Raw genomic sequence first — 23,448 nt, 5'->3', positions numbered from 1 at the left:
TTCGCTTGTGCTTTCGTTTGTATCACGAGCGAAAGCATATGCTACCCTCACTTACACCTTCGTTTAATTGGGCATCGTTCAGCGCCAGGGCATCCGCAACACCCTGATTTCTTACGTCGGGCTGGCCATTGGCTTTGTCAATACCATCCTGATAATGCCGCGGCTGCTTTCGCCGGCCCAGATTGGCCTGACGGCCAGCGTGCTGCTGCCGCTGGCCACCGTGGGGGCGCAGGTAGCATCGTTTGGGTTTGCCAACATGGGCATCCGGTATTTCCCGTTTTTCCGGAACCAGGGGCGCAACCACGCGGGCTTCTTCCCGCTGCTGCTGGGGCCGCCGCTACTGGGCTTCATCGTGGTGGCGTTGGCCTTGCTGGTGGGCAAGCCGCTGCTGCTGCGCTGGTACGAGGCCGATGATGCGGCACTGCTGGCCCCGCACTACCTGGCGGCCATTGCGCTGGCGGGCTGCATCATGCTGGGCTCCTTGCAGGATGCGTACCTGCGTTCGCTCTACCACACCTCGTTTTCTTCGTTTTGCCAGGAAATTTTGCTGCGGCTGGTGCTGGTGGGCGCGGCCGTGGCCTACAGCCAGGGCTACCTTAGCTTTCACGGCTACGTGCTGGTGTACGTGGGAGCGTATGCGCTGGTAGCGGTGCTGCTGGCCTTTTACCTGGCGGCCATCGGCGAGCTGCACCTGCGGCCCACGCGGGCGGCCTTGCGCATCAAGCCCTTGCGCGAGATGCTGGGTTTCGGGGCGTTTGTGCTGCTGAGCAACATCTCGGGCACGGTGCTGCTCAACATCGACAGCCTGATGGTGGGCGCCAAGGTGAGCCTGGCTGCGGCCGGTATCTATCTGATTGCCACCAATGTGAGCACGGCGCTGGTGCTGCCCTTCCGGGCGCTTTACAAAACAGCTTTTTCGCTCATTGCCGAGTATTGGAAAGAAGGAGACATGGCCAAGATGGCCGACTTCTACCGCCGCAGCACCCGCATCAACACGCTGTTGGGCTGCTACCTGGCGCTGGGCATTGGACTAAACCTGCCGTTTATCTACGGGCTTATTCACCGGCCCGAGTACGCGGCCGGCACCGGGGCCGTGCTGTTGCTGCTGGCCGGCCGGCTGTTCGACGGCATCACGGGCGTCAACGGCATCATCGTGGCTACCTCGCCGCGTTACCGGTTCGATTTGGTGTTTAACGTCTCACTGGCCGCCGCCGTGGTGGTGCTCAACTGGCTCCTGATTCCGCGGATGGAACTGGCCGGTGCGGCCCTGGCCTACTGCATTGCGCTGGTCAGCATCAATACGGCCCGCACCTGGTTTGTGTGGCGGAGCTACGGCATGCAGCCGTTCGACGGAAGCACCTTGCGCATCCTGCTGGTAGCCGCCGCTGCTGGCTTCATAGCCTGGGTCTTGCCCAGCACTGGCAACGCCTGGCTGACGCTGCTGCTGCGTGGCGGCGTGCTCACGGTGCTGTATGGCGCGGGCGTGCTGCTCACGGGCACTGCACCGGAGGCCGTGGCGCTGCTCAACAAAGCGCGTCGCCGTTAAGCTCCCACCAGCACCGGCTCGGCCCGGCGCCGACGCTTCGGTGACGGACCATTTTGATTCATCTCGCGGTAGAAGAAGGCGAAGATGAGCGGGAAAATGAGCAGCGTGAGCACCGTGGCCGTCACCAGTCCGCCGATGACCACAATGGCCAGCGGCTTCTGCGTTTCGGAGCCAATGCCCGTGCTGAGGGCGGCTGGGAACAGCCCAATCATGGCCATGAGGGCCGTCATCACCACGGGGCGCACGCGCGAGGCCACACCGGCCAGCAGGCTGTCGGTCAGGCTCATCTTTTTGCGCAGGTTTTCCTTGAACACGGTGATGAGCACAATGCCGTTCTGGATACATATCCCCAACAAGGCAATGAATCCAATGCCGGCCGAAATCGAGAAGTTGACGCCCGTGATGTGCAGCGCCGCAATGCCGCCGATGAGGGCGAAGGGCACGTTGGCCAGCACCAGTGCGGCATCCTTGCCGTTGCCGAAGGTGATGAACAGCAGGATGAAAATGATGACTAACGATACCGGCACAACCTGGCTCAGGCGCTTGGTGGCCCGCACCTGGTTCTCAAACTCGCCGGCCCACTCGATGCGGTAACCTTTATCAAGTTTGATGGCTTGGTCCATCTTCTTCTGCGCTTCGGCGATGGTGGAGCCCATATCCCGGTCGCGGATGCTAAACTTGACGGCAATGAAGCGCTGACCGTTGTCGTGGTACACGAAGGCCGGGCCGTTGCTGGTGCCAATGTCGGCTATTTCCTTCAGGGCCACCTTGCTGCCGCGGATGGTGGGCACCCGTAGCTCGCCAATTTTACCTTCGGTGTCACGGGCTTCCTTGGGGTAGCGCACCGTTACGTCGAACTTGCGCTCGCCCTCGTAAATCTGGGTGGCGGCCTTGCCGCCCACGGCCATTTCCACCACGGTTTGGGCGTCGGCGGTCTGCACGCCGTAAGCGGCCATGCGGGTCTGGTCGAGGCGCACGCTCATTTCGGGCTGGCCCAGGTTGCGCAGGATGCCAAGGTCTTTCACGCCACGCACCGTGCTGAGCACCTTCATCACTTGGTTGGCCTTGCCGTCGAGCTCGTGCAGGTCGTTGCCGAAAATCTTGACCGCCAGTGCCGCGTTGATGCCCGCCACGGCCTCTTCCACGTTGTCGATAATGGGCTGCGAGTAGTTGAAGATGATGCCCGGGTACTCCTTCAGCTTCTTGTCCATCTCGTCAATCAGCTGTTCCTTGGTGATGTTGCGCTTCCACTCCTCCTTGGGCTTGAGGTTGACCTGCGCCTGCACGTAGTAGATGCCCGAAGGGTCGGTGCCATCGTTTGAGCGCCCGGTTTGCGAAAGCACCGACACCACCTCCGGGAACGAGCGCAGGATGCGCCGGTAGTTGGCCGCCATCTTGTTGGTCTCCGTCAAGGAAGATGACATGGGCAGCTTGGTTTCTACCCAAAGCGCACCTTCGTTTAGCTCCGGCAGAAACTCCGAGCCGAGGAATTTAAACGAGTAAAGCCCAGCCACCACCAGCCCCATGGCCACGCCGAAGCTCAGCAGCTGGTGGCGGTAGGTGAAGCCAAAGGCCTTGGTCACGATGTTGTCGAAGAAGGTCACGATGGGGTTGTGCTTCTCCTTCACGTTCTTGTTCAGCAGCAGTGAGCACAGCACCGGTACCAACGTCAGCGTCAGAATAAGGGCGCCAACCAGCGCAAAGCCCAGCGTGTACGCCAGCGGGCTGAACATCTTGCCCTCCACTTTCTCGAAGGCAAAAATGGGTAGCAAGCAAGTCAGAATGATGAGCTTGGAGAAGAAAATGGCCTTACCCAGCTCGCCGCCGGTTTTACGAATCAGCCCCAGCTTGGCCAGCTTGTTGAACTTCTCCATCCCCACCTTCTCCGCCTTGTGGTCGAGCACCACAAAGATGCCCTCCACCATCACCACCGCGCCGTCGATGATGATACCGAAGTCAATAGCCCCCATGCTCAACAAGTTGGCGCTCATGCCCTTCAGCCGCAAGCACACGAAGGCAAACAGCAGCGCCAGCGGCACCACCACCCCTACCGTGAGCGTGGTCCGCCAGTCGGCCATGAACAGCAGCACGATGAGCGTCACCAGCACAATGCCCTCAATCAGGTTGTGAATCACCGTGTGCGTGCAGTGGTCCATCAGCACGTCGCGGTCGTAGAAAGTTTTGAGGTACACGTCGTTGGGCAGCACCTTTTCATTGAGCTCCGCGATTTTGGCTTTCACACGGCCCAGCACCTCGGCCGGATTTTCGCCCTTGCGCATAATCACAATGCCCTCCACCACGTCGCTTTGGTCGTCGAGACCCGCCTGGCCCACGCGCGGGGCGTTGCTCTCGGTCACTTTGGCCACGTTGCGCACCAACACGGGCACGTTGTTGATGTCCTTGACGATGATGTTGCCGATATCCTCGGGCTTGGTGAGCAGGCCGATACCGCGCACCACGTAGCTCTGCGAGTTCTTCTCAATCACGTCGCCACCCACGTTCAGGTTCGACTTCTGTACGGCGTCGTACACCTCCAGCGGAGTCATGTCATACTTGGCCAGCATGGCAGGATTCACGCTGATTTCGTACACCTTACGCGTACCGCCGAAGGCCGCAATGTCGGCCACACCGGGCACCGATTTCAGCTGCCGCTCCACGGTCCAGTCCTGAATGGCTAGTAGCTCATTGGTGCTGCGCCCGGTGCGGCTCTGCACCGTGTAGCGGAAAATCTCGCCCGTCGGGCCGTAGGGCGGCTGCACGTGCGAGTCGCAGCCGGCGGGCAGGTTCACGCCGGCCAGCAGGTTGTTCACCTGCTGCCGGGCGAAGAAGTCCTCCACATTGTCTTCGAAGTTTATCTTGAGCACTGACAGACCGAACATGCTGATGCTTCGCATGTTGCTTTTCATCTGCACCGAGTTCATGGCCACCTCAATGGGCGTGCTCACAAAGCGCTCCACTTCCTCGGCCGAGCGGCCCGGCCAGAGGCTTACGATAATCATCTGCGTGTTCGTAACGTCCGGAAAAGCCTCGATGGGCGTGTGCACGTAGCTATAGGTGCCCCCGGCCACCAACAGCGCCGTCATGAAGAAGATGAAAAAGCGGTTCTTCAGCGAGAAAGCAACAATGCCGGAAATAAACTTATTCATAAAAAAAAGCCGGGTGGGAAGGGGCAGAAGATGAGAATCTGGTGAAAAGTTGATGAAGAAGCCGTGAGGGTTTGATGAAGTCGCAAGACATAAAAAAAGCCTGCTGCCTAATAGGCAGCAGGCTTTTCTATAGCCAGACATTGTACTTCTGCGCTTTGTGCGAGCTGGGTATGAACTCGCAGGGTTCAAATTGCTTTAGTGTGCCCCTACCGGCTCCTGACGAGCCGTGCGTTCCGCCGCCAAGTCGTCGCCGTAATGCGTGTGTTCGGCACGGTAGAAGCGCTCAAATACCAGCGGGAAGATGAAGAGCGTGAGGATGGTACCCGTTATCAGGCCGCCAATCACCACGATGGCCAGCGGCTTGCTCGTTTCCGAGCCGATGCCGGTGCTAATGGCGGCCGGCATCAGGCCGATGGTGGCCATGAGAGCCGTCATCACCACCGGGCGCACCCTCGAAATCACGCCTTCGTTAATACTGTGGTCGAGCGTATGCTTCTTCACCAGGTTCTGCTTAAAGACCGAGATGAGAATCACCCCGTTCTGAATACATATACCGAACAGCGCGATGAAACCGATACCGGCCGAAATCGAGAAGTTGGTGTGGGTGAGCAGCAGCGCCGCAATGCCGCCGATGATGGCAAACGGCACGTTGAGCAGCACCAGCCCGGCGTCTTTCAAGTTGCCGAAGAGGATGAACAGGATAAAGAAGATGAGTCCCAGCGAAATGGGCACTACCTGCGTGAGGCGCTGCGTAGCACGGCGCTGGTTCTCGAAATCGCCGGTCCATTTCTGCTCGTAGCCGGCGGGCAACTGCACGTGGCGGTTCACTTTCTCCTGCGCCTCGGCGATGGTCGAACCCATGTCGCGCCCGCGGATGCTGAACTTAACGGCGGCGAAGCGGCGGTTGTCGTCGCGGTAAATCAGGCTGGGGCCCGTCACGGAACCGATGGTGGCGATTTCGGTGAGCGGGATGGTTTTGCCCGACTGCGTGGGCACCATCAGTCCACTGATTTCAGTGGGCGTCTGGCGGAACTGGGGTTCGTAGCGCACACGGATGGGGAATTTGCGCTCGCCTTCGTAAAGCTGGGTGGCTTCTTTGCCGCCCACGGCCATTTCCAGCACTGCGGCGGCGTCCGACTTGCTCACGCCGTAGCTGGCCATGCGGCTTTCATCGAGGTCGACGTGGAATTCGGGCTGACCGATGTTGCGCAGCACGCCCAGGTCGTCGATGCCCTTCACGGTTTTCAATACCTCGTACACCTCGCGGGCCTTGGCTTCGAGCGTGGCCAGGTCGGTGCCGTAAATCTTCACGGCAATGGAGCCCTTCACGCCCGAGGCGGCTTCCTCCACGTTGTCGGTGATGGGCTGCGAGAAGTTGAAGTCGACGCCCGTGAAACGGTCGAGCTTCTCCTTCATGTGCTCCACCAGCGCCTCGCGGTTAGCCTTCGATTTCATCTCCTTTTCCACCTCCGGCGTGTGCTTGAGCTGCACCAGGAACTCATTATTGTAGAAGCCCGTGGGGTCGGTGCCGTCATTAGGGCGGCCGGTCTGGCTCACCACGTCGCTCACCTCCGGGAAGCTCAGAAACACCCGCCGCATCTCGTTGCACAGCTCATTGCTCGACTGCAGGCTGATGCTCAGCGGCAGTTGGGCCCGCACGTAAATCGAGCCTTCGTTCAGCTCCGGCAAAAACTCCGAGCCCAGGAAGGAGAACGAGTACATACCCACGGCCGTCACGGCAAAGGCAATAATCAAGCTGACCGTTTTGCGGGCGTAGGTGAAGGCGAAGAAGCGCGCCGCGCCCCGGTTCACGGCCCGCACGAAGAAGTTTTCCTTCTCCTTCACGTCCTTTTTCAGCAGAATGCTCACCAGCACCGGCACCAGCGTGAGGGTGAAGAGCAAGGCGCCCAGCAGGGCAAAACCCAACGTCCAGGCCAGCGGGCTAAACACCTTGCCTTCCACTTTCTCGAAGGAGAAAATGGGCAGCAAAGCCGTGATAATAATAGCCTTGGCGAAGAAGATGGACTTACCCATGTCGCGGCCCGACTTCTTAATCAACCCGAGCTTAGAAAGCTTGTTAAACCGCTCCATGCCCAGTTCATGTGCCTTGTGGTCGAGCGCTACAAATAGGCCTTCCACCATTACCACCGCGCCGTCGATAATGATACCGAAGTCAATGGCGCCCATGCTTAGCAGGTTGGCGCTCATGCCGCGCAGGCGCAGGCAGATGAAGGCAAACAGCAGCGCCAGCGGAATAATCACCGACACAATCACCGTGGTGCGCCAGTCGGCCATGAACAGGAACACAATCAGCGTCACCAGCACAATGCCTTCCAACAGGTTGTGAATCACCGTCTCCGTAGAGAAGTCGATGAGCTGCTGCCGGTCGTAGAAGGTTTTCATCTTCACGTCGGGCGGCAGAATCTTGCTGTTTAGCTCGTTCACCTTGTCGTGCAGGCGGGAGATGACTTCCGAAGGGTTTTCGCCCTTGCGCATCACCACGATGCCTTCCAGCTTATCGTCTTCGAAGCCACGGCCCACCTGGCCCAGGCGGGGCAGCGCGCTTTCGGTCACCTTGGCCACGTCGCGCACCAAAATGGGCACGCCGTTCACGTTCTTAATCACCGTGTTGTTGATGTCGCCGATGTTGTTCAGCAGGCCGATGCCACGCACCACGTAGTTCTGCTGGCCCTGGTTGATGACGTCGCCGCCCACGTTGATGTTGGAGCGCTGCACAGCATTGTAGAGGTCGAGCGGCGTGAGGCCGAAGTCCTGCAGCTTGCCGGGGTTCACCGCAATTTCGTAGTCCTTCACCTCGCCGCCGAAGCTGTTCACGTCGGCCACGCCGGGCACGGCCTTCAGGTTGCGCTCAATCACCCAGTCCTGCAGGGTTTTCAGCTCGCGTACGGTTTTGGTTTTGCTTTCCAGCGTGTAGCGGTAGATTTCGCCAGTGGGGCCATAGGGCGGCTGCACATCGGGCGTGATGCCGTCGGGCAGGTCCACCTCGCGCAGCAAGTTGTTCACCTGCGGGCGGGCAAAGGCGTCGTCCACGCCGTCGTCAAAAATCACCTTCACCACCGACAAGCCAAACAGCGTGGTGCTGCGCACCGAAGCCTTCTTCTGCACCGGGTTCAGCGCAATTTCAATCGGCACGGTCACGAACTTTTCCATCTCCTCGGCCGAGCGGCCGGGCCACTGCGTGATGATGGTGATTTCGGTATTGGTCACGTCCGGAAACGCCTCAATGGGCGTGTTCCGGTAGCTCACCACGCCCATGATGATGACGGCCAGCGTCAGCAGAAATACAAAGCCTTTGTTCTTGAGCGAGAAAGCAATGATGCCTTGAATGAACTTATTCATTTTCAGTTCCTAGCAATGAGGATTTGATGAAGTCAGGGCCGACTTTTACGGCAACAGTGACCCCAAACACGGCCGTAAAGCGCGTGCCCGGTGTCACTGCCGGATGGAATTGGGCTAGTCGTTCAGTTCGTCGTACACGAGCAGCTGGTCTTTGGCAATCACCACGTCGCCGGGCTTGATGCCGGTGCTCACGTAGCTGTAGTCGCCCACGGTTTTGGTGATGGTCACAGGCCGGGTTTCCACGTGGGTACGGTCCTTGTACACCATCACAAAGTTGCGGTCCTTATCAAACACCACCGATTTGGCGGGCACGGCCAACGCCTTGGCGCCTTCGGTGTTTTCAACGCGCACTTGCGCATACATCTCCGGCTTCAGCAGGTAGCCAGGGTTTTCGAGCCGCACGCGCACCTTCATCACCTTGCTGTCCGGGTCCAGCACGTTGAACACTTTGTCGATTTTGCCGCGGAAGTGCTTATCGGGGTAGCTCAGCGTGGTCACGTCGGCGTCATAGCCCACCTTCACCTTTGAGATATCCGACTCAAACACGTTGGCCATAATCCAGACATCGTCCAGGTTGCTCACCGTGAACAGGTTCTGCACGTTGTCGTTGTTGAACTGCTCGTGCTCCGTGGCATTCTTCTCGGTAATGAAGCCCGAGATGGGTGCTTTCAATTCGTACACGCCGTCCTTGCCCACACCGTACACGCTGAGCTGCTTGATGTTCTTGCCCACCGTGCCGCGGGCCTTGGTCACCTCGGCGCGGGCCAGCACCACATCGCGCTCCGAGTTCAGGCCAGCCTTGAACATGTCTTCGGCCACGGCCAGGTTTTTCTTAGCAATGTCGTAGTCCGACGTGGCCGCCGTGGTCTGGTTCTGCACGTCGGCAATCTCGCTCGATTTGATGACGGCCAGCACCTGGCCCTTGGTCACCTTGTCGCCGAGCTGCACTTTCAACTGCTCCACCACGCCGCCCACCAGCGGGTACACCTTAACGGTGTTGTCGCCGTCCGACTGGATTTCGCCGGTCAGCACCAGCTCGTCCTGCACCGGGCGCAGGCGCACCGTGTCCAGCACAATCTGCGACATCATGGTATCGGAAAGCTTGAAGCCCTCCTTCTTTTCTTCTTTGACTTCGGGTTTGGAGCAGCCCGCCAGGGCCACCGCGGCCAGCAAGGCCAGAAAGGTGCGGTTCATGAGTGTGGGGTAATATCGTCGGTAGAACGTCGTGCGGAGCGCAGCCGAAGCATCTTGCCCACGCAACTGACTCTATTCTGTTGAATTGATTATTGGTCGGCGCGGAAAATTGGCTTGCCCACCGCAAAATTGAGTTGCTCGAAAGCCCGCACCCGGTTAGCACGCAAAGTATTGAGCTGCACAAGGTTGTTCTTGTATGATTCGAAAAAGTCGAGGTACTCCACCACGCTCAGCAGGCGCTTGGCATAGCTCTGCTCAATGCCTACCATCAGCCGGGCGAAGGGAGCCGTGTCGCGGTCGGTGTTTTGAAACAGCTCGTCGTTGCGGGCCGCCAGCTGGTAGGCCTGGTGCACTTCGTTCTGCACCACCAGCTGCTGCTGGTCGACTTGCAGCTTGCTGGCTGCCACCTGGGCCTTCGCTGCCTGAATGTTGCCCTGGTTGCGGTTGAAAACCGGCACGGCCATGCCCAGCGTCAGGGCATTGTAGTTGTTGATGTAGTTGCCGGCCTTGTCGTAGGTATAGCCCACGGTGAGGTCGGGCGTGGCCAGTTTTTGCTGGAGGCGCAGGTTCAGGTTTTGCTGCTCCAGGGTGGCACGGCGGGCGTTCAGGTCGGTACGGCGCACGAGGGCCGTGTCGACTAACGCTTGCTCCGGATAGCCGTTCAGGCTCAAATCGCGGGTTTTGGTTATGTCCACCAGGGGCACATACTGGCTGCCCGAGGCATCGCGCAGCAGCACATGCAGGTCGGTTTGGTCCGAGGCCACGTCGTTGAGCAGGTTTTGCCGCTCGCTTTGCAGGGTGAACAGGAACGCCCGCAGACGAATTACTTCTTTGAGCGCAATGTTACCCTTCTCGTACTGCGTCTGATACAAGCCCACGGTGCGCGTCAGCGAAGCTATTTCGGTAGCATAGGCGCCCAAGCTCCGCTGCTTGAAATACAAGTCGTAGTAGGTGGTGCGCAGCTGGTAACGCAAGTTGCGCAGCAGGTCCTGCAGGTTATATTGCTCCACCACCGCGCCCTGCTGGGCCGCCTGGCCTGCCGCCTTACGCCGCCCGGCCAGCGAGAACAATTGCTGCACGCTCACCACCGCCTCGCTGGCGGCCGTGCCCTCGGGCACCGTGGGCCGGGTGATGCGCCGCCGAAGCACATCCTGCTCCACGTAAATGGTCGGGTTGTCGAGGAGGCGGGCCTGCACGGCCTGGGCTTGGGCCACCGTCACGTTGTACTGTTGGGCCAGCACGGCCAAGTTATTCTGGAAGAAGCGCTGCTCGGCATCGGGCAACGAAAGCCGCACGGTGTCGGCCGGGGCAGCGGCCGGAGTCTGGGCCTGGGCAGCAGCCGCGCCGGCGGTAAGCAACCCAGCCCCGAGAAGGGCTATAAAACGTAGACGGGACATACTCAGCGTTGATTTCCCGACAAAGATGAAGGGAGGCGCATGAGGATAAAATGAATGATTATGAAGTGCCGCGAACGGGTCCAGATTCTCGGTGAACACCCTCCTTTACGGGGCCAACGCTTAGCTTAGAACAAGCCCAACTCTTTTGTCTCAAGGGGCCGGAGGCCGGTTTCAGCCTCCATTTCCTGGCTTACGGCAGTGGCTGGTAGTCGTATAGGGGCCGGTTGCACGGGCGCTTCGGTGCCCGCTGCTGTGCCGGCCAATGCGAAGCACAGCATCACTACTCCGCCCACCAGCGCCACCAGCATACTGTAGCGTTGCACGGTCCAGTCCAATACCGATACCATCCGCTCCCGCACCACCGAAGTCAGGCTGCGCGCGGGCGCCGCCGGGTGGCTCAGTCCGGTTGCCAACCCACTCCACCACAGCAGGCCCACCAGGCCCTGCAGGCCGGCGGGGAGCAAGGCGCGCACGGCGCCTTTACTAGCCGCCAGCTCCGAAGCCAACCCAGCCGCCTGGAGTTGACGGCCGGCGGCGTATTGGCCCAGCAAAGCCGGCAGCACGGTGCCCACCAGACGGAGCAAGGTGTCGGCCGATTCCTCCCGGATGCCCGCAAAGTTTTTAATCGGTTCAACCAGCACGTGGCTTCCGGTGCCAAACAGCTTTTCCAACACCGCCTGGCCCGTTACCAAGCCATTGCCACTGGCGACGCTGCTGCCCAGTACGCCCAGCATGCCCGTGGTTGTGCTCACGTTATAATGCGTGCTCAGCCAAGCTTGGCGGCTCATGGTAAAAACTGCCTGGCTGGCACCAGAACCGGCTTGGTTTATCAAGCCACAAAGCACCATGGGCACTATTCCACTCACCGCTTTGCTCACGCTCGATTCTGCCTCCCCAAGCCGGCTCGCCACATGGCGAACAAGCTCGGGCGAAAATGCAGCTCTTACAGCGTCGAGCAAGCTGGGCATGCAGCGTAAATTAGAATGTACCGGGATTGATTTTGACCAAACTTATTTAAAACAAAATAACTACGCAAAAAACCTATATTCTATTGAACACCGCTGAAATGCCCCTTTTGCCGGCTCAACGATTCACTTCACTCGTTTAAGCATGTTATTACCCGGTCAAAAAAATAATTACATGCATTAAATTAAGCTCCTATGCTGGAGTCCGAGCCACAACTATTGATGACTTATCATCGAATGAGCCTCAGTCGTCTTCATAATCCAACCCCAGGCAGCTATTCAATGCCTGCAGAAGTTCGCTGGCAGCGTGCTGCTGCCCCCCTTTTTTAGCCACGACCAAGCCTGTGCGGTATACTTTTTCGGCCTCATCCTTGCGGCCGAATTGCTCCAGCAATTTGCCAGCGTGGTAGTAAGTACCTACGTAATCGGGGTGCTCGGCAAGAAGTTTTTGGTAAAATTCCCAGGCGCGTTCGGGTTCTTGGGCGCGGTATTCGGTGGCCAGCGCGTAGATGGTGAAGGCGTCGGTGGGGTCGTCGGCGTAGAAAGCAAGCAGCTGCTGTAAACGGGTGGGTGCGGTGTTCATCAGGGAGGGAGTTTTGTTTACCTTTGGGGCAAAAATGCGGCTTTTCTACGGCAATTCTGCTTTATTGATTGGCTTTTGGAAACCGTAGAACCCCTGCTGCTTGTTATGCATGCAGCCTTTTTTCGCTGATTTCGCCACCCAAACCCTCTTTCAATGAAGTTTCTGGTTTGTATTTCCAACGTGCCCGACACGACCACCAAAATCACCTTCACGCCCGATAACAAGGAGTTCAACAAGGCTGGGGTGCAGTTCGTGATTAATCCCTGGGACGAATACGCCCTCACCCGTGCCATCGAGCTGAAGGAAGCAGCCGGCAGCGGCACCGTCACCGTCCTGAACGTGGGCGAAGCCGACACCGAGCCCAACATCCGCAAGGCCCTGGCCATTGGCGCCGATGACGCCATCCGGGTGAACGCCGCGCCGACCGACGCCTACTTCGTGGCCGAGCAAATTGCTGCCATCGCCAAAGAAGGCGCTTACGACGTGATTCTGATGGGCAAGGAAAGCATTGACTACAACGGCTTCCAGGTGCACGGCATGGTGGGCGAAATGCTGGGCGTCCCCACGGTGGCCCCGGCCATGAAGCTGGACATGAGCGGCAACACCGCCACGCTGGAGCGCGAAATTGAGGGCGGCAAAGAGATTGTGAGCGTAAACACGCCCTTCGTGGCCTCGTGCCAGCAGCCCATGTGCGAGCCGCGCATCCCCAACATGCGCGGCATCATGACGGCCCGCACCAAGCCCCTGAAAGTGGTGCCCGCCGTGGGCGAGCCCGCCCGCACCCAGGTGCAGGAGTACGCCCTCCCGCCCAAGAAGCAGGGCGTGAAGCTCATCGATGCCGAAAACGCCGGCGAGCTCATCAAGCTGCTCCGCAACGAAGCCAAAGTCATCTAGAAATGTTAAGTGTTGAATGTTGAGGGTTGAATGCTCATCTAAAGCGCATGCCTTCCTTCAACCAATAATTCAACACTCAACTCTCAACATTCAAAACTCAAAGACATGTCTGTATTAGTTGTAGTTGAATGCGCCGACGGCGAAGTAAAAAAGTCGTCGCTGGAAGTGGCCTCGTATGGGGCGCAAGTGGCCGCGCAGCTGGGCACTACCGCCACGGCCATTGCCGTGGGCGAAGCCAATGAAGCCAACCTGGTCAAGCTGGGCGAGCAGGGCATCACGAAAGTGCTGTACGATGCTGAGCCCCGCCTCAAGGACTTCGTGAACAACGCCTACACCAAGCTCATCGCCACGGCGGCCGAGCAGGAACAAGCCAAGGTAATTGTGCTGGCCAACAGCAACATTGGCGCCGCCGTGGGTTCGCGCCTGTCGGTGCGCCTCAAGGCCAGCTTGGCTACCAACGTGGTGGAGCTGCCCAAGACGGACGGCGGCCAGTTTGTGGTGAAGCGCGGCGCCTTCTCGGGCAAGGCGTTTTCGGACGTGGTGCTGAGCGGCGACCGCAAAATCATTGCCGTGAAGAAAAACTCGACCGAAGCCCAGCACGACGCCGGCAAAACGGCCGAAGTAGCCAGCTTCTCGGCCCAGCTTTCGGATGCCGACTTTGCTGATGCCCCCAAGCAGGTAGTGATGCAGGACCAGGCCGGCGGCGTTCTGCTGCCCGAAGCCGAACGCGTGGTATCGGGTGGCCGCGGCATGAAGGGCCCCGAGAACTGGGGCCTGATTGAGGACCTGGCCAAAGCCCTGGGCGCGGCCACGGCCTGCTCTAAGCCGGTAAGCGACGTAGACTGGCGCCCCCACCACGAGCACGTGGGCCAAACCGGCATCACCGTGTCGCCGAACCTGTACATTGCCTGCGGCATTTCGGGTGCCATCCAGCACCTGGCCGGCGTGAACAGCTCGAAGGTTATCGTGGTTATCAACAAAGACCCCGAAGCTCCGTTCTTTAAAGCCGCCGATTACGGCATTGTGGGCGATGTGTTCGACGTGCTGCCCAAGCTGACGGCTGCGGTTAAGGCGCTGAACTAAATCGCATTTGATGGATTTGGGGGCTTAAGCCGCTGCGTTTCGTAAGAAATTCAGGGCTTGGGCCCCCAATCTTTTTTTCACTTTCGCGTATTACGAGGCAGGTTTTGGGCGGCCAATGCCCGGACTTTTCTTTATTTGCACGTACATCCTTCCTACCGGCCGCGGCCGGGCTACCCGCCCCCTCTCCTACGCCCTCGAAGACACACCGCACCATTCCCTTGAAAAAAATCCAGCTTGAAATCCTGGGCCTGTCGTCCAGCCAGTCGCAGTCTGGCTCCTTCGCGCTGATTCTGGGCGAGAAGGGCGGCAACCGCCGCCTGCCCATCATCATCGGCATGTTCGAAGCCCAGAGCATCGCCATCCAAATCGAAAAAATCAGCCCCAACCGGCCCCTCACCCACGACCTGTTCAAATCGTTTGCCGAGCACGTGCACGTGGTGATTCTGGAAGTGATAATTTCTGATTTGAAGGAAGGCGTGTTCTATTCGCGCATCGTGTGCTCTGATGGCGCCACCACTTTCGAAATTGACGCCCGGCCCTCCGATGCCATTGCCATCGGCCTGCGCTTCGGCGTGCCCATTTACACCGTAGAAAGCGTGCTCAGCGAAGCCGGCATTATCCTCTCCGACCTCGACGAGGCCGACAGTGAAGCCGACGAGGAGGACGATGAAGACGAGGAGGACGACGACGATACGCCGCGCTCGGGCAGCCGCGCGCAGCCCGAGCCGCGCGACCCCAGCGGCCAGGTATCGTCAGAAGAACTCACGAAGATGCTGACCCAGGCTTTGGAAAAAGAAGATTATGAGAAAGCTGCCAAGATTCGCGACGAGTTGAACAAGCGCAACGGCTAGGGTCCGTGCCTTTGCCATTCCATGAATTGAAAGCGCCGCCTCGGACTGAGGCGGCGCTTTTGTTTTCTTTGCGGCTATGAATCCAACTGACGACTCCCTTAAATACCCCATCGGCCGGCCCCAGCTACCGACGGCGCCCCTGACTGCTGATGAGCGCACCGCGCTTATCCAGCAAATTGCCGATTTGCCGGCCCAGCTTACGGCCGCGGCCAAGGCCGTGGGCGGCGTGGGCCTGGAGCGCCCCTACCGCCCCGGCGGCTGGAACGGCCGCCAGGTCATTCACCACGTAGCCGACTCGCATATGAATGCCTATGTGCGCTTCCGGCTGGCCCTCACGGAGGACAACCCTACCATCAAGCCCTACGAGGAAGCAGCCTGGGCCGAGCTGCCCGATGTGGCCGCCTCGCCCGTCACCGTTTCGCTTACGCTGCTGGAGGCAATGCATTCTCGCTTTGTGACGCTGTTGCACCACCTCACGGACGAGCAGTGGCAGCGCACGTTTTATCATCCTGGCAATCAGCGCACGTCTACTCTCGAGCAGACACTAGCGTTGTATGCCTGGCACGGGCGGCACCACCTAGGGCATTTGCAGTTGTTGCTGCCGTAGGAATAGGCACAGATAAGAGAATAAAGAAACGTCATGCTGAGCGCAGCCGAAGCATCTCTACCGCTATACTAATCATTTAGTCTTGCATTAGAGATGCTTCGGCTGCGCTCAGCATGACGTTTCTTTAATTGACTGGCCTAACGGCCTCTAGATGCCCCCGCCCGACTCGCTTTCTTCGGCGAAAGCGGCCATACCGCCTTCGGTTTCTTCATCTACGCGCTTGGCGGCGCGCACCAGGCTGCTGCTGAAGATGAAGTCGCGCAGTTCGGGCACGGTGGCGTTGAGGATTTCGTCTTTGGTGCCGTCCCAGAGTTTTTTGCCCTGGTGCAGGAAGATGATGTGCTCGCCGATTTCAATCACCGAGTTCATGTCGTGCGTCACGATGACGGTGGTGATGTTGTATTCGTGCGTGATTTCGTGAATCAGCTCGTCAATCTTGATGCTGGTGGCAGGGTCGAGGCCGGAGTTGGGTTCGTCGCAAAACAGGTAGGTACACTGCGGGGCAATGGCGCGGGCAATGCCGACGCGCTTTTTCATGCCACCCGAAATTTCGGCGGGCATCTTGTTGCCAGCCTTTTCCAGGCCCACGCGCTTGAGGCAGAATTCGACCCGCTCGCGGCGCTCTTCGGGACTCATTTCGGGCGTAAGCATCTGCAGCGGAAACTCCACATTTTCGGCCACGGTCATCGAGTCGAACAGGGCCGAGCCCTGGAACAGCATCCCGATTTTGCGGCGGATTTCCTGGCGGATATCAATCTTGCTGTTGGTGTACACGGTGCCATCGAAGGTGATGGAGCCGATGTCCGGCTTCATCAAGCCCACGATGCACTGCAGCAGCACGCTTTTACCCGTGCCCGAGCCACCGAGCAACAGGTTGCACTTGCCGGTTTCGAACGTGCACGTCACACCTTTGAGCACGGGAGTGCCGTTGAATGACTTTTCGAGGTTGGATACTTCTATCATGGTAGTTGTCAGTTGTTCGTTGTCAGTTGGTAGAATCGACTGTCTGTTGTCGATTCACTGACAACTGACAACGAACAACTGACAACCCAATCAAAGCAGAATGGCCGCCAAGGCGAAATCGGCGATGAGGATGGCGATGATGGAATTGGTCACGGCGCCGGTGCTGGCCGCGCCTACTTCGAGGGCGCCGCCGGTGGTGAAATAGCCTTTGAAAGACGAAATGCCCGACACCAGGAAGGCAAACACCACGGCTTTGATGAGGGCGAAGACGATGTTGTAGGGGATGAAGTCGGTGCGAATGCCTTCGATATAGTCCTGGGCCGTCATCACGCCGGTGAGAGTGCCGGCCAAGTAGCCGCCCATGATGGATAGCAGCATGGCCATGATAACCAGCATGGGGAACATCAGAAGCGCCGCCAAGATGCGCGGCAGCACGAGGTAAGAGGTTGAATTGATGCCCATTACTTCGAGGGCCGAAATCTGCTCGGTGATGCGCATGGTGCCCAGGCCGCCGGCGATGCTGGAACCTACTTTGCCGGCCAGCACGATGCTGGTGATGGTGGGCGCAAGCTCCAGAATGGTCATTTCGCGCACCATGTAGCCGATAGTGGACTGCGGAATGAGCGGGTTGGTGAGGTTGTAGGCAATCTGCACGCAGGTTACGGCCCCGATGAAGGCCGACACGATGGAGACGATGAACACGGAATCGACCCCGATGAGAATGGCTTCGTCGATGGTGCGATTCCAGAGCACCCGGAACCGCTCGGTGCGCGTGACCATGCCGCGCAGGAAAAGGACGAACGAGCCGAAAGTTGTTAGCATGAGGGTTTGTTAGGGATTAAAAGCCGAAGTTTGGGGCCCGGGGCTGCTGTTAGAGACGATTTAGTCAGCCCGGGACTTTACGTAAAAACCAGCGAAAACAGTGCAAACGAACGAAAAATTAATTGTCGTCACCGGTGGCAGCAAAGGTATTGGGCGCGCCGTGGTGGCGCGCTTCCTGCGGGCCGGCTACCCGGTGGCTACCTGCGCCCGCTCGGCCGACGACCTGGCCGCCCTCACAACCGAAATGGCCGCCGATGTTCCCGGCGCGGCCCTGCACACCCAGGCCGCCGACCTCAGCCAGGCCGCCGACTGCGCCCGTTTCGCGGCTTTTGTATTGGGCCTGGGCCTGCCTGTGGAGGTGCTGGTGAACAACGCTGGGGCCTTCGTGCCCGGCCGCCTGCAAGACGAGCCCGCCGACGGCTCGCAGCTGCGCCAGATGCTGGCCGTAAACCTGCTCAGTGCCTACGACGTGACCCTGCCGCTGCTGCCCGGGTTCATTGCCCGCGGGCGCGGCCACATTTTTACCATCTGTTCCACCGCCAGCATCACGGCCTACCCCAACGGCGGCTCCTACGGCATTGCCAAGCACGCTCTGCTGGGCTTCACCAAAAACCTGCGCGAAGAGTTGAAGCCCGCTGGCGTGCGCGTGACGGCCGTGCTGCCTGGCCCCACCCTCACGGCCAGCTGGGCCGGCGTGGAGCTGCCGCAGGAGCGGTTTGTGCAGGCCGAGGACGTGGCCGAAGCGGTGTTCGGCACCTATTCGCTCTCGCCCCACGCCGTGGTGGAGGAGCTGTTGATTCGGCCGCAGCTGGGGGATTTGTAATTCGCTAACCGCCCAACTTTACTCCGCCTTCTTGCCGCCCCGGCCCGTCAAACGGATGTCGGTGGTGGCAGGTGGGCCGCTGTAGTAGAGGGTGCCGTTGCCGGCTACGGTGCCGCCCACAATGTCGGTGGCGCGCACGTGGGCGTCGCCGTCGCTGTCGCGGGTCATGGTGAAGTAGCAGCGGCGGGCCGTCAGCCCTTGCGCAAACAGACGGCCCGAGCCGCCGAGGGTAAATTGGGTTTCGGTGGTGGAGCCGCGCACCGTGAGGTCGCCCAGCTCGTACTGGTCGAGAAACAACTGCTTGGCGCGCACGGTGAGGTCGTAGTCGCCAGCGCCGATGAGGTGGAAGAAAATGGTGTCCTGCACAAACTCGCCCACGGTGCTGCCGTTGCCCTGGCCGCGCAGAAACACATTGGTGATGTGCGGCAGGTGCAGCGTCACTTCGCGGGGCGAGTCGTAGCTGCGGGTCCAGTTACACTTGCTGGTGTTGGCAATTTCGAGGCTGTTGCCCTTGCGGGTAAATTCAATATCGCCAATCAGGTTTTCACCGGCGCGCACTTCGGCGTAGGTTTGAGCATCTTGCACGAGGCGCAGGTCCACGTTGTCGAAAACCGTGACGGTGATTAGCCCATCGGCCACCTCGCGGCGCTCGGTGATGATGGTGCCGGTACTTTTCAGGCAATCGGTGGCGTGGCCAGGGCCGCAGGTGCTCAGGCCGCCCGCCAGCGCCACGCCCAACACGCTTCTCATCAGTCCGCGCATTCTCCCAAACCCACCCAGGCCGCTAACTTGCGGCCGCAAACTCACGTTGCGCATATTTAGCCTTACTTTTCCCAAAGATAAATGGACCTCACCGGTAAAGTTGCCATCGTGACCGGCGCCAGCAAAGGAATTGGCCGCGCCACCGTCGACGCCCTGCTGGCCCGCGGCGCGGCCGTGGCTGGCTGGGCCCGCACCGCGCCCGAGGGGCTGGTGCACGACCGTTTCCAGTTTTTCGAGTGCGACGTGCAGGATGAACATTCCATCGCCGAAGCCTTCACCAACACCCAGCGCGAGCTGGGCCCCGACATCCACGTGCTGGTGAACAACGCCGGCCTGGGCATCATGGGCGACGTGGACGGCTTCCGGACCGAAGACTGGAAGACCATGTTCGACACCAACGTGCTGGGCACCTTCCTGTGCACCCGCGCCGTGCTGCCACAGATGAAGCGCCAACACGCCGGCCACGTCGTCAACGTGGCCTCGCTGGCCGGTACAGCGGGCACGGCCGGCATGAGCGGCTACTGCGCCACCAAGTTTGCGGTGCGTGGCTTTTCGGATGCCTTATTTAAGGAGGTGCGCCCGGCTGGCATCCGCGTGACGTGCGTGATGCCCGGCTCGGTGGAAACCAACTTCAACGGCAAGGAGCCCGGCACCACGCCCGACCCGCACAAGATGCAGCCCGAGGACATTGCCGCCGCCATTGTGCATGCCATTGAGGCACCGGACACGACGATGATATCGGAAATTCAGCTTCGGCCGGCGCAGGTTAAATAAATGAACGTCATGCTGAGCGCAGCCGAAGCATCTCTACCTCAATACTAATTAATTACTTGCGTAGTAGAGATGCTTCGACTGCGCTCAGCATGACGTTCTTGCGTCAAACAGTTTCAGAATGGTAGAAATAGAGCACCTGACCAAAACCTACGGCACGCAAAATGCTGTGGACAACATCAGCTTCACGGCGGGCAAGGGTGAAATCGTGGGCTTTCTCGGGCCGAATGGCGCGGGCAAGAGCACCACGATGAAAATTGCCACCGGCTACCTCCCTCCCACCGCCGGCACCGTGCGCGTGGCCGGCCACGACGTGCTCACCGACAGCCTGGCTGTGCGCCGCCACGTGGGCTACCTGCCCGAGCACAACCCGCTTTATCTGGATATGTACGTGCACGAGTACCTCGAATTCATCGGCTCGGTGCACGGGCTGAGCGGCTCCGGCCTTCGCAACCGCGTGGCCGAGTTGGTGCGCCGCGTGGGCCTCAGCCGCGAGCAAAACAAGCAAATTGGCGCCCTCAGCAAAGGCTATCGGCAGCGCGTGGGCCTGGCTCAGGCTCTGATTCACGACCCCGATGTGCTTATTCTCGACGAACCCACTACCGGTCTCGACCCCAACCAGATTCTGGAAATCCGCCAGCTCATCCGCGAGGTTGGTGAGGATAAAACCGTCATTTTCAGCACTCACATTCTGCCCGAAGTCACGGCCCTCTGTTCGCGCGTGCTCATCATCAGCCGCGGCAAGTTGGTGGCCGACAGCCCGGTGGCCGAACTGGCCGCCCGCGCCGCTGGCGAAACCATCGTCCGCGCCGAGTTTGAAGGCCCTGTGGATACCACCAAGCTGGCCCAGCTCCCAAACGTGCGCCACGTGGAAGCGGCGCCCGACGGCGCCGTGCTGCTCCGCACCGCGCCGGGTGTGGACGTGCGCGCCGCCGTGTCGCGCCTTGCTGGCCAGGAAGGCTGGCTGCTGCTCGGGCTACGGCAGGAGCACCAGAGCCTGGAAGAGGTGTTTGGCGAATTGACGAAGTAGCTAATGTAACCATCTGTCATTCTGAGCGCAGCGAAGGACCTTATGACAGCTGAACAACTTGCAGTAAATCATTAGATTTAGCCGATTCCAATAGCCAATAGCGGACGTGATAAGGTCCTTCGCTAAGCTCAGGATGACAAACGAGAATAGATGCTTACCATTCTAAGAAAAGAATTCAATGCCTTCCTGAACTCCCCCGTGGCCTACGTGGTGCTGGGGGTTTTCCTGGTGGCGACGGGCCTGTTCGTCTGGGTTTTCCCCGATAGCAGTGTGCTCGATTACGGCTACGCCGACCTGCAAACGCTGTTCAACCTAGCGCCGTGGATTTTCCTGTTCCTGATTCCGGCTCTCACCATGCGCACGTTTGCCGAGGAGAAAAAGGCCGGCACTATTGAGCTGCTGCTCACGCGGCCGCTGACCGACGGACAGATTATCGGCGGCAAGTACCTGGCCTGCCTGCTGCTGGCGCTGCTGGCGCTGGTGCCCACGCTGCTCTATTACTACTCTGTGTACAAACTGGGCAGCCCTGAGGGCAACATCGACTCTGCCGCCACGGTGGGGTCTTACCTGGGGCTGGCGCTGCTGGCGGCGGTGTTTGCGGCCATTGGCGTGCTGGCATCGGCCCTCACGCGCGACCAGATTATTGCGTTTCTGGTGGCGGTGGTGGGTTGTTTTCTGGTGTATTCGGGGTTCGATTCGCTGGCCTCGGTGCTGCAAGGCAGCTCGGCCTACTACGTGAGCCAGCTGGGCATTGCGGCGCACTACCGCGACCTGAGCAAGGGGCTGGTGGACTCGCGCGACCTGGTTTATTTCTTTAGCGTGGTAGCGGTGGCGCTGCAAGCCACGCGCCTCGCCCTTCGCAGCCGGAACTGGTAATGGAAAATACGTTGACTACTCCATCGGCTCCTGCAGCGGCCCCTTCCTCGCGCAAGCAGCGCGACTTGCTGACGTTTGCCGCCATCATCGGCGGACTGCTGCTGTTCAATTTCGTGGCCCAACGCCTGTTTTTCCGCCTCGATTTGACGGAGGAGAAGCGCTACACCATGTCGCCGGCCACCAAGAAGCTGCTTCGTGAGCTCAAGCAGCCCGTTACTGTCACGGTGTACCTCACCGGCGACTTCCCGCCCGCCTTCCGCCGGCTGGAGCAGGGCGTGCGCGAAACCCTGAACGAATTTCAAGTGTACGGCGGGGCCAACCTGAACTACATTTTCATCGACCCCAGCGCCGGCAGCACTGAGGCCGCCCGCAATGCCTTCTACACCTCGCTCTTTAAGAAAGGGCTGAAACCCACCAACCTCGGCGCCACCGAAAACGGCAAGCGCGTGGAAAAAATCATCTTCCCCTGGGCAGTGGTGAGCGTGGGCGGCAAGGAGAAAAACGTGCTGCTGCTGCGCGGCAACCAGGCCGCGCCGGCCGATGTGCGCCTCAACCAAAGCATCGAAGGGCTGGAGTATGAGCTGGCCAGCACCATCCGAGCGCTTGTGCCATCGCTGCGCAAGCGCATCGGCGTGGTGGAAGGCCACGGCGAGCTGAGCAACGTGCAAGCGGGCGACATCCTCGGTACCTGGCAGCAGCAGTACGACGTGTTTCGCGTCACGCTGAGCAAGGTTAAAGACCTGAGTGCCCTCGACGCCATTGTGGTGGCCCAACCCAAAACTCCCTACTCCGAAGACGACAAGTTCAAGCTTGACCAGTTCATCACGCAAGGAGGCCGGGCGCTGTTTTTCGTGGATGCGCTGCGGGTGGACCTTGACAGCGTGAGCCGCAACGGCGCCGCGTTGGCCACGCCCTACAACCTGAACCTTGACGACCTGTTTTTCAAGTACGGCCTGCGCCTGAACCCAAACCTGTTGCTCGACCTCAACAGCGGCCAGATTCCGCTCGTGACGGGCATGGAGGGCAACAAGCCTAAGATTGAGCCCATGCCCTGGCAGCTCTACCCGCTCATCAACCGCTTCAGCCCCCACCCCATCACCCGCAACCTCGACGCGGTGTACATGAAATTCGTGGGCAACCTGGACACGGTAAAGGCCGCCGGCATTCGCAAAACGCCGCTCCTCACCACCTCACGCTACACCCGCGTGTTGCCCGCCCCAGTGCCCATCAACTTCAACGACGCCCGCCTGGAGCCCAACCCCAAGCTCTACCAGAAAAGCTTTCAGCCGGTGGGCTACCTGCTCGAAGGCCAGTTCACCTCGCTCTTTGCCAACCGCGCCCGGCCCGGCACCCTGCAATTCCAGCCCGAGAAGCCAGCCAACGCCCGGCCCAGCAAAATCCTTGTCATTTCCGATGGCGACTTCATCCGCTCCGATGTCGACCCCAAAACCGGCAACCCTTACCGCCTGGGCTTCGACCGCCTTGCCAACACCGAATTCGCCAACCGCGAGCTGGTGCTCAACGCCACCGACTACCTGCTCGACGAAACCGGCCTCATCGCCGTGCGCGGCAAGCAAATCACCCTCCGCCCTCTGGACAAGGTGAAGCTGGCCGAGCAGCGCCGCCGCTGGCAGCTACTCAACATCGGGGCGCCGCTGGCGCTGCTGGGCGTATTCGGGGCCGTGCGGGCGTGGCGGCGCAAGCGGCGCTACGCGTCGTTTGCGGCGTAGGCTCGCTGTAAATTAGCTACAATAGACGAGCTATTCAGTGCTTTT

19 protein-coding genes are annotated in these 23,448 nt (G+C 59.9%); 10 read left to right on the top strand and 9 right to left on the bottom strand.

What is annotated here, in order from left to right:
* The first annotated feature begins 67 nt into the window (after window positions 1–67).
* Complete coding sequence (locus I2I01_RS19975; protein ID WP_196288294.1) at window positions 68–1,546, top strand: oligosaccharide flippase family protein; 1,479 nt, start codon at window positions 68–70, stop codon at window positions 1,544–1,546.
* Here the strand turns inward: I2I01_RS19975 and I2I01_RS19970 are convergent.
* From I2I01_RS19970 to I2I01_RS19945, 6 genes are all read right to left on the bottom strand, one after another.
* Window positions 1,543–4,692 carry an efflux RND transporter permease subunit gene (locus I2I01_RS19970; RefSeq protein ID WP_196288293.1) on the bottom strand — a complete coding sequence of 1,050 codons (3,150 nt, stop codon included), beginning with the start codon at window positions 4,690–4,692 and terminating at the stop codon, window positions 1,543–1,545. The genes I2I01_RS19975 and I2I01_RS19970 overlap by 4 nt on opposite strands.
* Before the next feature lie 195 nt (window positions 4,693–4,887).
* Window positions 4,888–8,052 (bottom strand): efflux RND transporter permease subunit, encoded by a 3,165-nt coding sequence (locus I2I01_RS19965; RefSeq protein ID WP_196288292.1) that lies wholly within the window; start codon window positions 8,050–8,052, stop codon window positions 4,888–4,890.
* 114 nt (window positions 8,053–8,166) lie between these two features.
* Complete coding sequence (locus I2I01_RS19960; protein ID WP_196288291.1) at window positions 8,167–9,246, bottom strand: efflux RND transporter periplasmic adaptor subunit; 1,080 nt, start codon at window positions 9,244–9,246, stop codon at window positions 8,167–8,169.
* Window positions 9,247–9,335: 89 nt separating this feature from the next.
* The gene (locus tag I2I01_RS19955) at window positions 9,336–10,643 is read right to left on the bottom strand and encodes a TolC family protein (RefSeq protein WP_196288290.1); all 1,308 of its coding nucleotides are present in this window, start codon (window positions 10,641–10,643) and stop codon (window positions 9,336–9,338) included.
* Window positions 10,644–10,768: 125 nt separating this feature from the next.
* Complete coding sequence (locus tag I2I01_RS19950; protein WP_230679228.1) at window positions 10,769–11,611, bottom strand: DUF937 domain-containing protein; 843 nt, start codon at window positions 11,609–11,611, stop codon at window positions 10,769–10,771.
* A gap of 241 nt (window positions 11,612–11,852) precedes the next feature.
* Entirely contained in the window at window positions 11,853–12,191 is a 339-nt protein-coding gene (locus I2I01_RS19945; RefSeq protein WP_196288288.1) for a tetratricopeptide repeat protein, read from the bottom strand.
* Window positions 12,192–12,344: 153 nt separating this feature from the next.
* Here I2I01_RS19945 and I2I01_RS19940 point away from each other — a divergent pair, with 153 nt between their 5' ends.
* From I2I01_RS19940 to I2I01_RS19925, 4 genes are all read left to right on the top strand, one after another.
* Entirely contained in the window at window positions 12,345–13,085 is a 741-nt protein-coding gene (locus I2I01_RS19940) for an electron transfer flavoprotein subunit beta/FixA family protein (RefSeq protein ID WP_196288287.1), read from the top strand.
* 105 nt (window positions 13,086–13,190) lie between these two features.
* Entirely contained in the window at window positions 13,191–14,168 is a 978-nt protein-coding gene (locus I2I01_RS19935; RefSeq protein ID WP_196288286.1) for an electron transfer flavoprotein subunit alpha/FixB family protein, read from the top strand.
* A 218-nt stretch (window positions 14,169–14,386) separates the two neighbouring features.
* Window positions 14,387–15,019 carry a bifunctional nuclease family protein gene (locus I2I01_RS19930; protein WP_196288285.1) on the top strand — a complete coding sequence of 211 codons (633 nt, stop codon included), beginning with the start codon at window positions 14,387–14,389 and terminating at the stop codon, window positions 15,017–15,019.
* 76 nt (window positions 15,020–15,095) lie between these two features.
* Window positions 15,096–15,626, top strand: coding sequence for a YfiT family bacillithiol transferase (locus I2I01_RS19925; protein WP_196288284.1), 531 nt, complete (start codon window positions 15,096–15,098; stop codon window positions 15,624–15,626).
* 147 nt (window positions 15,627–15,773) lie between these two features.
* Here I2I01_RS19925 and I2I01_RS19920 read toward each other — a convergent pair whose 3' ends face one another.
* Together I2I01_RS19920 and I2I01_RS19915 are read right to left on the bottom strand one after the other, a co-directional pair.
* Window positions 15,774–16,589, bottom strand: a complete 816-nt coding sequence (locus tag I2I01_RS19920) for an ABC transporter ATP-binding protein (RefSeq protein ID WP_196288283.1) — start codon at window positions 16,587–16,589, stop codon at window positions 15,774–15,776.
* Between the two features lie 90 nt (window positions 16,590–16,679).
* The gene (locus I2I01_RS19915) at window positions 16,680–17,411 is read right to left on the bottom strand and encodes an MlaE family ABC transporter permease (protein ID WP_196288282.1); all 732 of its coding nucleotides are present in this window, start codon (window positions 17,409–17,411) and stop codon (window positions 16,680–16,682) included.
* A 100-nt stretch (window positions 17,412–17,511) separates the two neighbouring features.
* Here I2I01_RS19915 and I2I01_RS19910 point away from each other — a divergent pair, with 100 nt between their 5' ends.
* Entirely contained in the window at window positions 17,512–18,234 is a 723-nt protein-coding gene (locus I2I01_RS19910) for an SDR family oxidoreductase (RefSeq protein ID WP_196288281.1), read from the top strand.
* Window positions 18,235–18,252: 18 nt separating this feature from the next.
* Here I2I01_RS19910 and I2I01_RS19905 read toward each other — a convergent pair whose 3' ends face one another.
* Window positions 18,253–18,984, bottom strand: a complete 732-nt coding sequence (locus I2I01_RS19905) for a GIN domain-containing protein (protein WP_196288280.1) — start codon at window positions 18,982–18,984, stop codon at window positions 18,253–18,255.
* Window positions 18,985–19,077: 93 nt separating this feature from the next.
* Between I2I01_RS19905 and I2I01_RS19900 the strand changes: the two genes are divergently transcribed.
* From I2I01_RS19900 to gldG, 4 genes are all read left to right on the top strand, one after another.
* Complete coding sequence (locus tag I2I01_RS19900) at window positions 19,078–19,770, top strand: SDR family oxidoreductase (RefSeq protein WP_196288279.1); 693 nt, start codon at window positions 19,078–19,080, stop codon at window positions 19,768–19,770.
* 118 nt (window positions 19,771–19,888) lie between these two features.
* Window positions 19,889–20,797 (top strand): gliding motility-associated ABC transporter ATP-binding subunit GldA, encoded by a 909-nt coding sequence (gene gldA, locus I2I01_RS19895; RefSeq protein ID WP_196288278.1) that lies wholly within the window; start codon window positions 19,889–19,891, stop codon window positions 20,795–20,797.
* Window positions 20,798–20,947: 150 nt separating this feature from the next.
* Window positions 20,948–21,673, top strand: coding sequence for a gliding motility-associated ABC transporter permease subunit GldF (gene gldF, locus I2I01_RS19890; protein WP_196288277.1), 726 nt, complete (start codon window positions 20,948–20,950; stop codon window positions 21,671–21,673).
* Entirely contained in the window at window positions 21,673–23,403 is a 1,731-nt protein-coding gene (gene gldG, locus I2I01_RS19885) for a gliding motility-associated ABC transporter substrate-binding protein GldG (protein WP_196288276.1), read from the top strand. Before gldF ends, gldG begins: the two co-directional genes overlap by 1 nt.
* The last annotated feature ends 45 nt before the right edge of the window (window positions 23,404–23,448 follow it).

The organism is Hymenobacter properus, from assembly GCF_015694735.1.
GTDB lineage: Bacteria > Bacteroidota > Bacteroidia > Cytophagales > Hymenobacteraceae > Hymenobacter > Hymenobacter properus.
Note: the sequence above shows the minus strand (reverse complement) of the source record. Positions and strands in the feature narration are given on the sequence as shown.

Bases quoted from the DNA above. Each gene is read 5' to 3' on its own strand.
- gldG (WP_196288276.1), top strand. From the start codon at position 21,673: ATGGAAAATACGTTGACTACTCCATCGGCTCCTGCAGCGGCCCCTTCC.
- I2I01_RS19925 (WP_196288284.1), top strand. From the start codon at position 15,096: ATGAATCCAACTGACGACTCCCTTAAATACCCCATCGGCCGGCCCCAG.
- I2I01_RS19970 (WP_196288293.1), bottom strand. From the start codon at position 4,692: ATGAATAAGTTTATTTCCGGCATTGTTGCTTTCTCGCTGAAGAACCGC.
- I2I01_RS19900 (WP_196288279.1), top strand. From the start codon at position 19,078: ATGGACCTCACCGGTAAAGTTGCCATCGTGACCGGCGCCAGCAAAGGA.
- I2I01_RS19945 (WP_196288288.1), bottom strand. From the start codon at position 12,191: ATGAACACCGCACCCACCCGTTTACAGCAGCTGCTTGCTTTCTACGCC.
- I2I01_RS19940 (WP_196288287.1), top strand. From the start codon at position 12,345: ATGAAGTTTCTGGTTTGTATTTCCAACGTGCCCGACACGACCACCAAA.
- I2I01_RS19960 (WP_196288291.1), bottom strand. From the start codon at position 9,246: ATGAACCGCACCTTTCTGGCCTTGCTGGCCGCGGTGGCCCTGGCGGGC.
- I2I01_RS19905 (WP_196288280.1), bottom strand. From the start codon at position 18,984: ATGAGAAGCGTGTTGGGCGTGGCGCTGGCGGGCGGCCTGAGCACCTGC.
- gldA (WP_196288278.1), top strand. From the start codon at position 19,889: ATGGTAGAAATAGAGCACCTGACCAAAACCTACGGCACGCAAAATGCT.
- I2I01_RS19915 (WP_196288282.1), bottom strand. From the start codon at position 17,411: ATGCTAACAACTTTCGGCTCGTTCGTCCTTTTCCTGCGCGGCATGGTC.
- gldF (WP_196288277.1), top strand. From the start codon at position 20,948: ATGCTTACCATTCTAAGAAAAGAATTCAATGCCTTCCTGAACTCCCCC.
- I2I01_RS19965 (WP_196288292.1), bottom strand. From the start codon at position 8,052: ATGAATAAGTTCATTCAAGGCATCATTGCTTTCTCGCTCAAGAACAAA.
- I2I01_RS19950 (WP_230679228.1), bottom strand. From the start codon at position 11,611: ATGCCCAGCTTGCTCGACGCTGTAAGAGCTGCATTTTCGCCCGAGCTT.
- I2I01_RS19920 (WP_196288283.1), bottom strand. From the start codon at position 16,589: ATGATAGAAGTATCCAACCTCGAAAAGTCATTCAACGGCACTCCCGTG.
- I2I01_RS19955 (WP_196288290.1), bottom strand. From the start codon at position 10,643: ATGTCCCGTCTACGTTTTATAGCCCTTCTCGGGGCTGGGTTGCTTACC.
- I2I01_RS19935 (WP_196288286.1), top strand. From the start codon at position 13,191: ATGTCTGTATTAGTTGTAGTTGAATGCGCCGACGGCGAAGTAAAAAAG.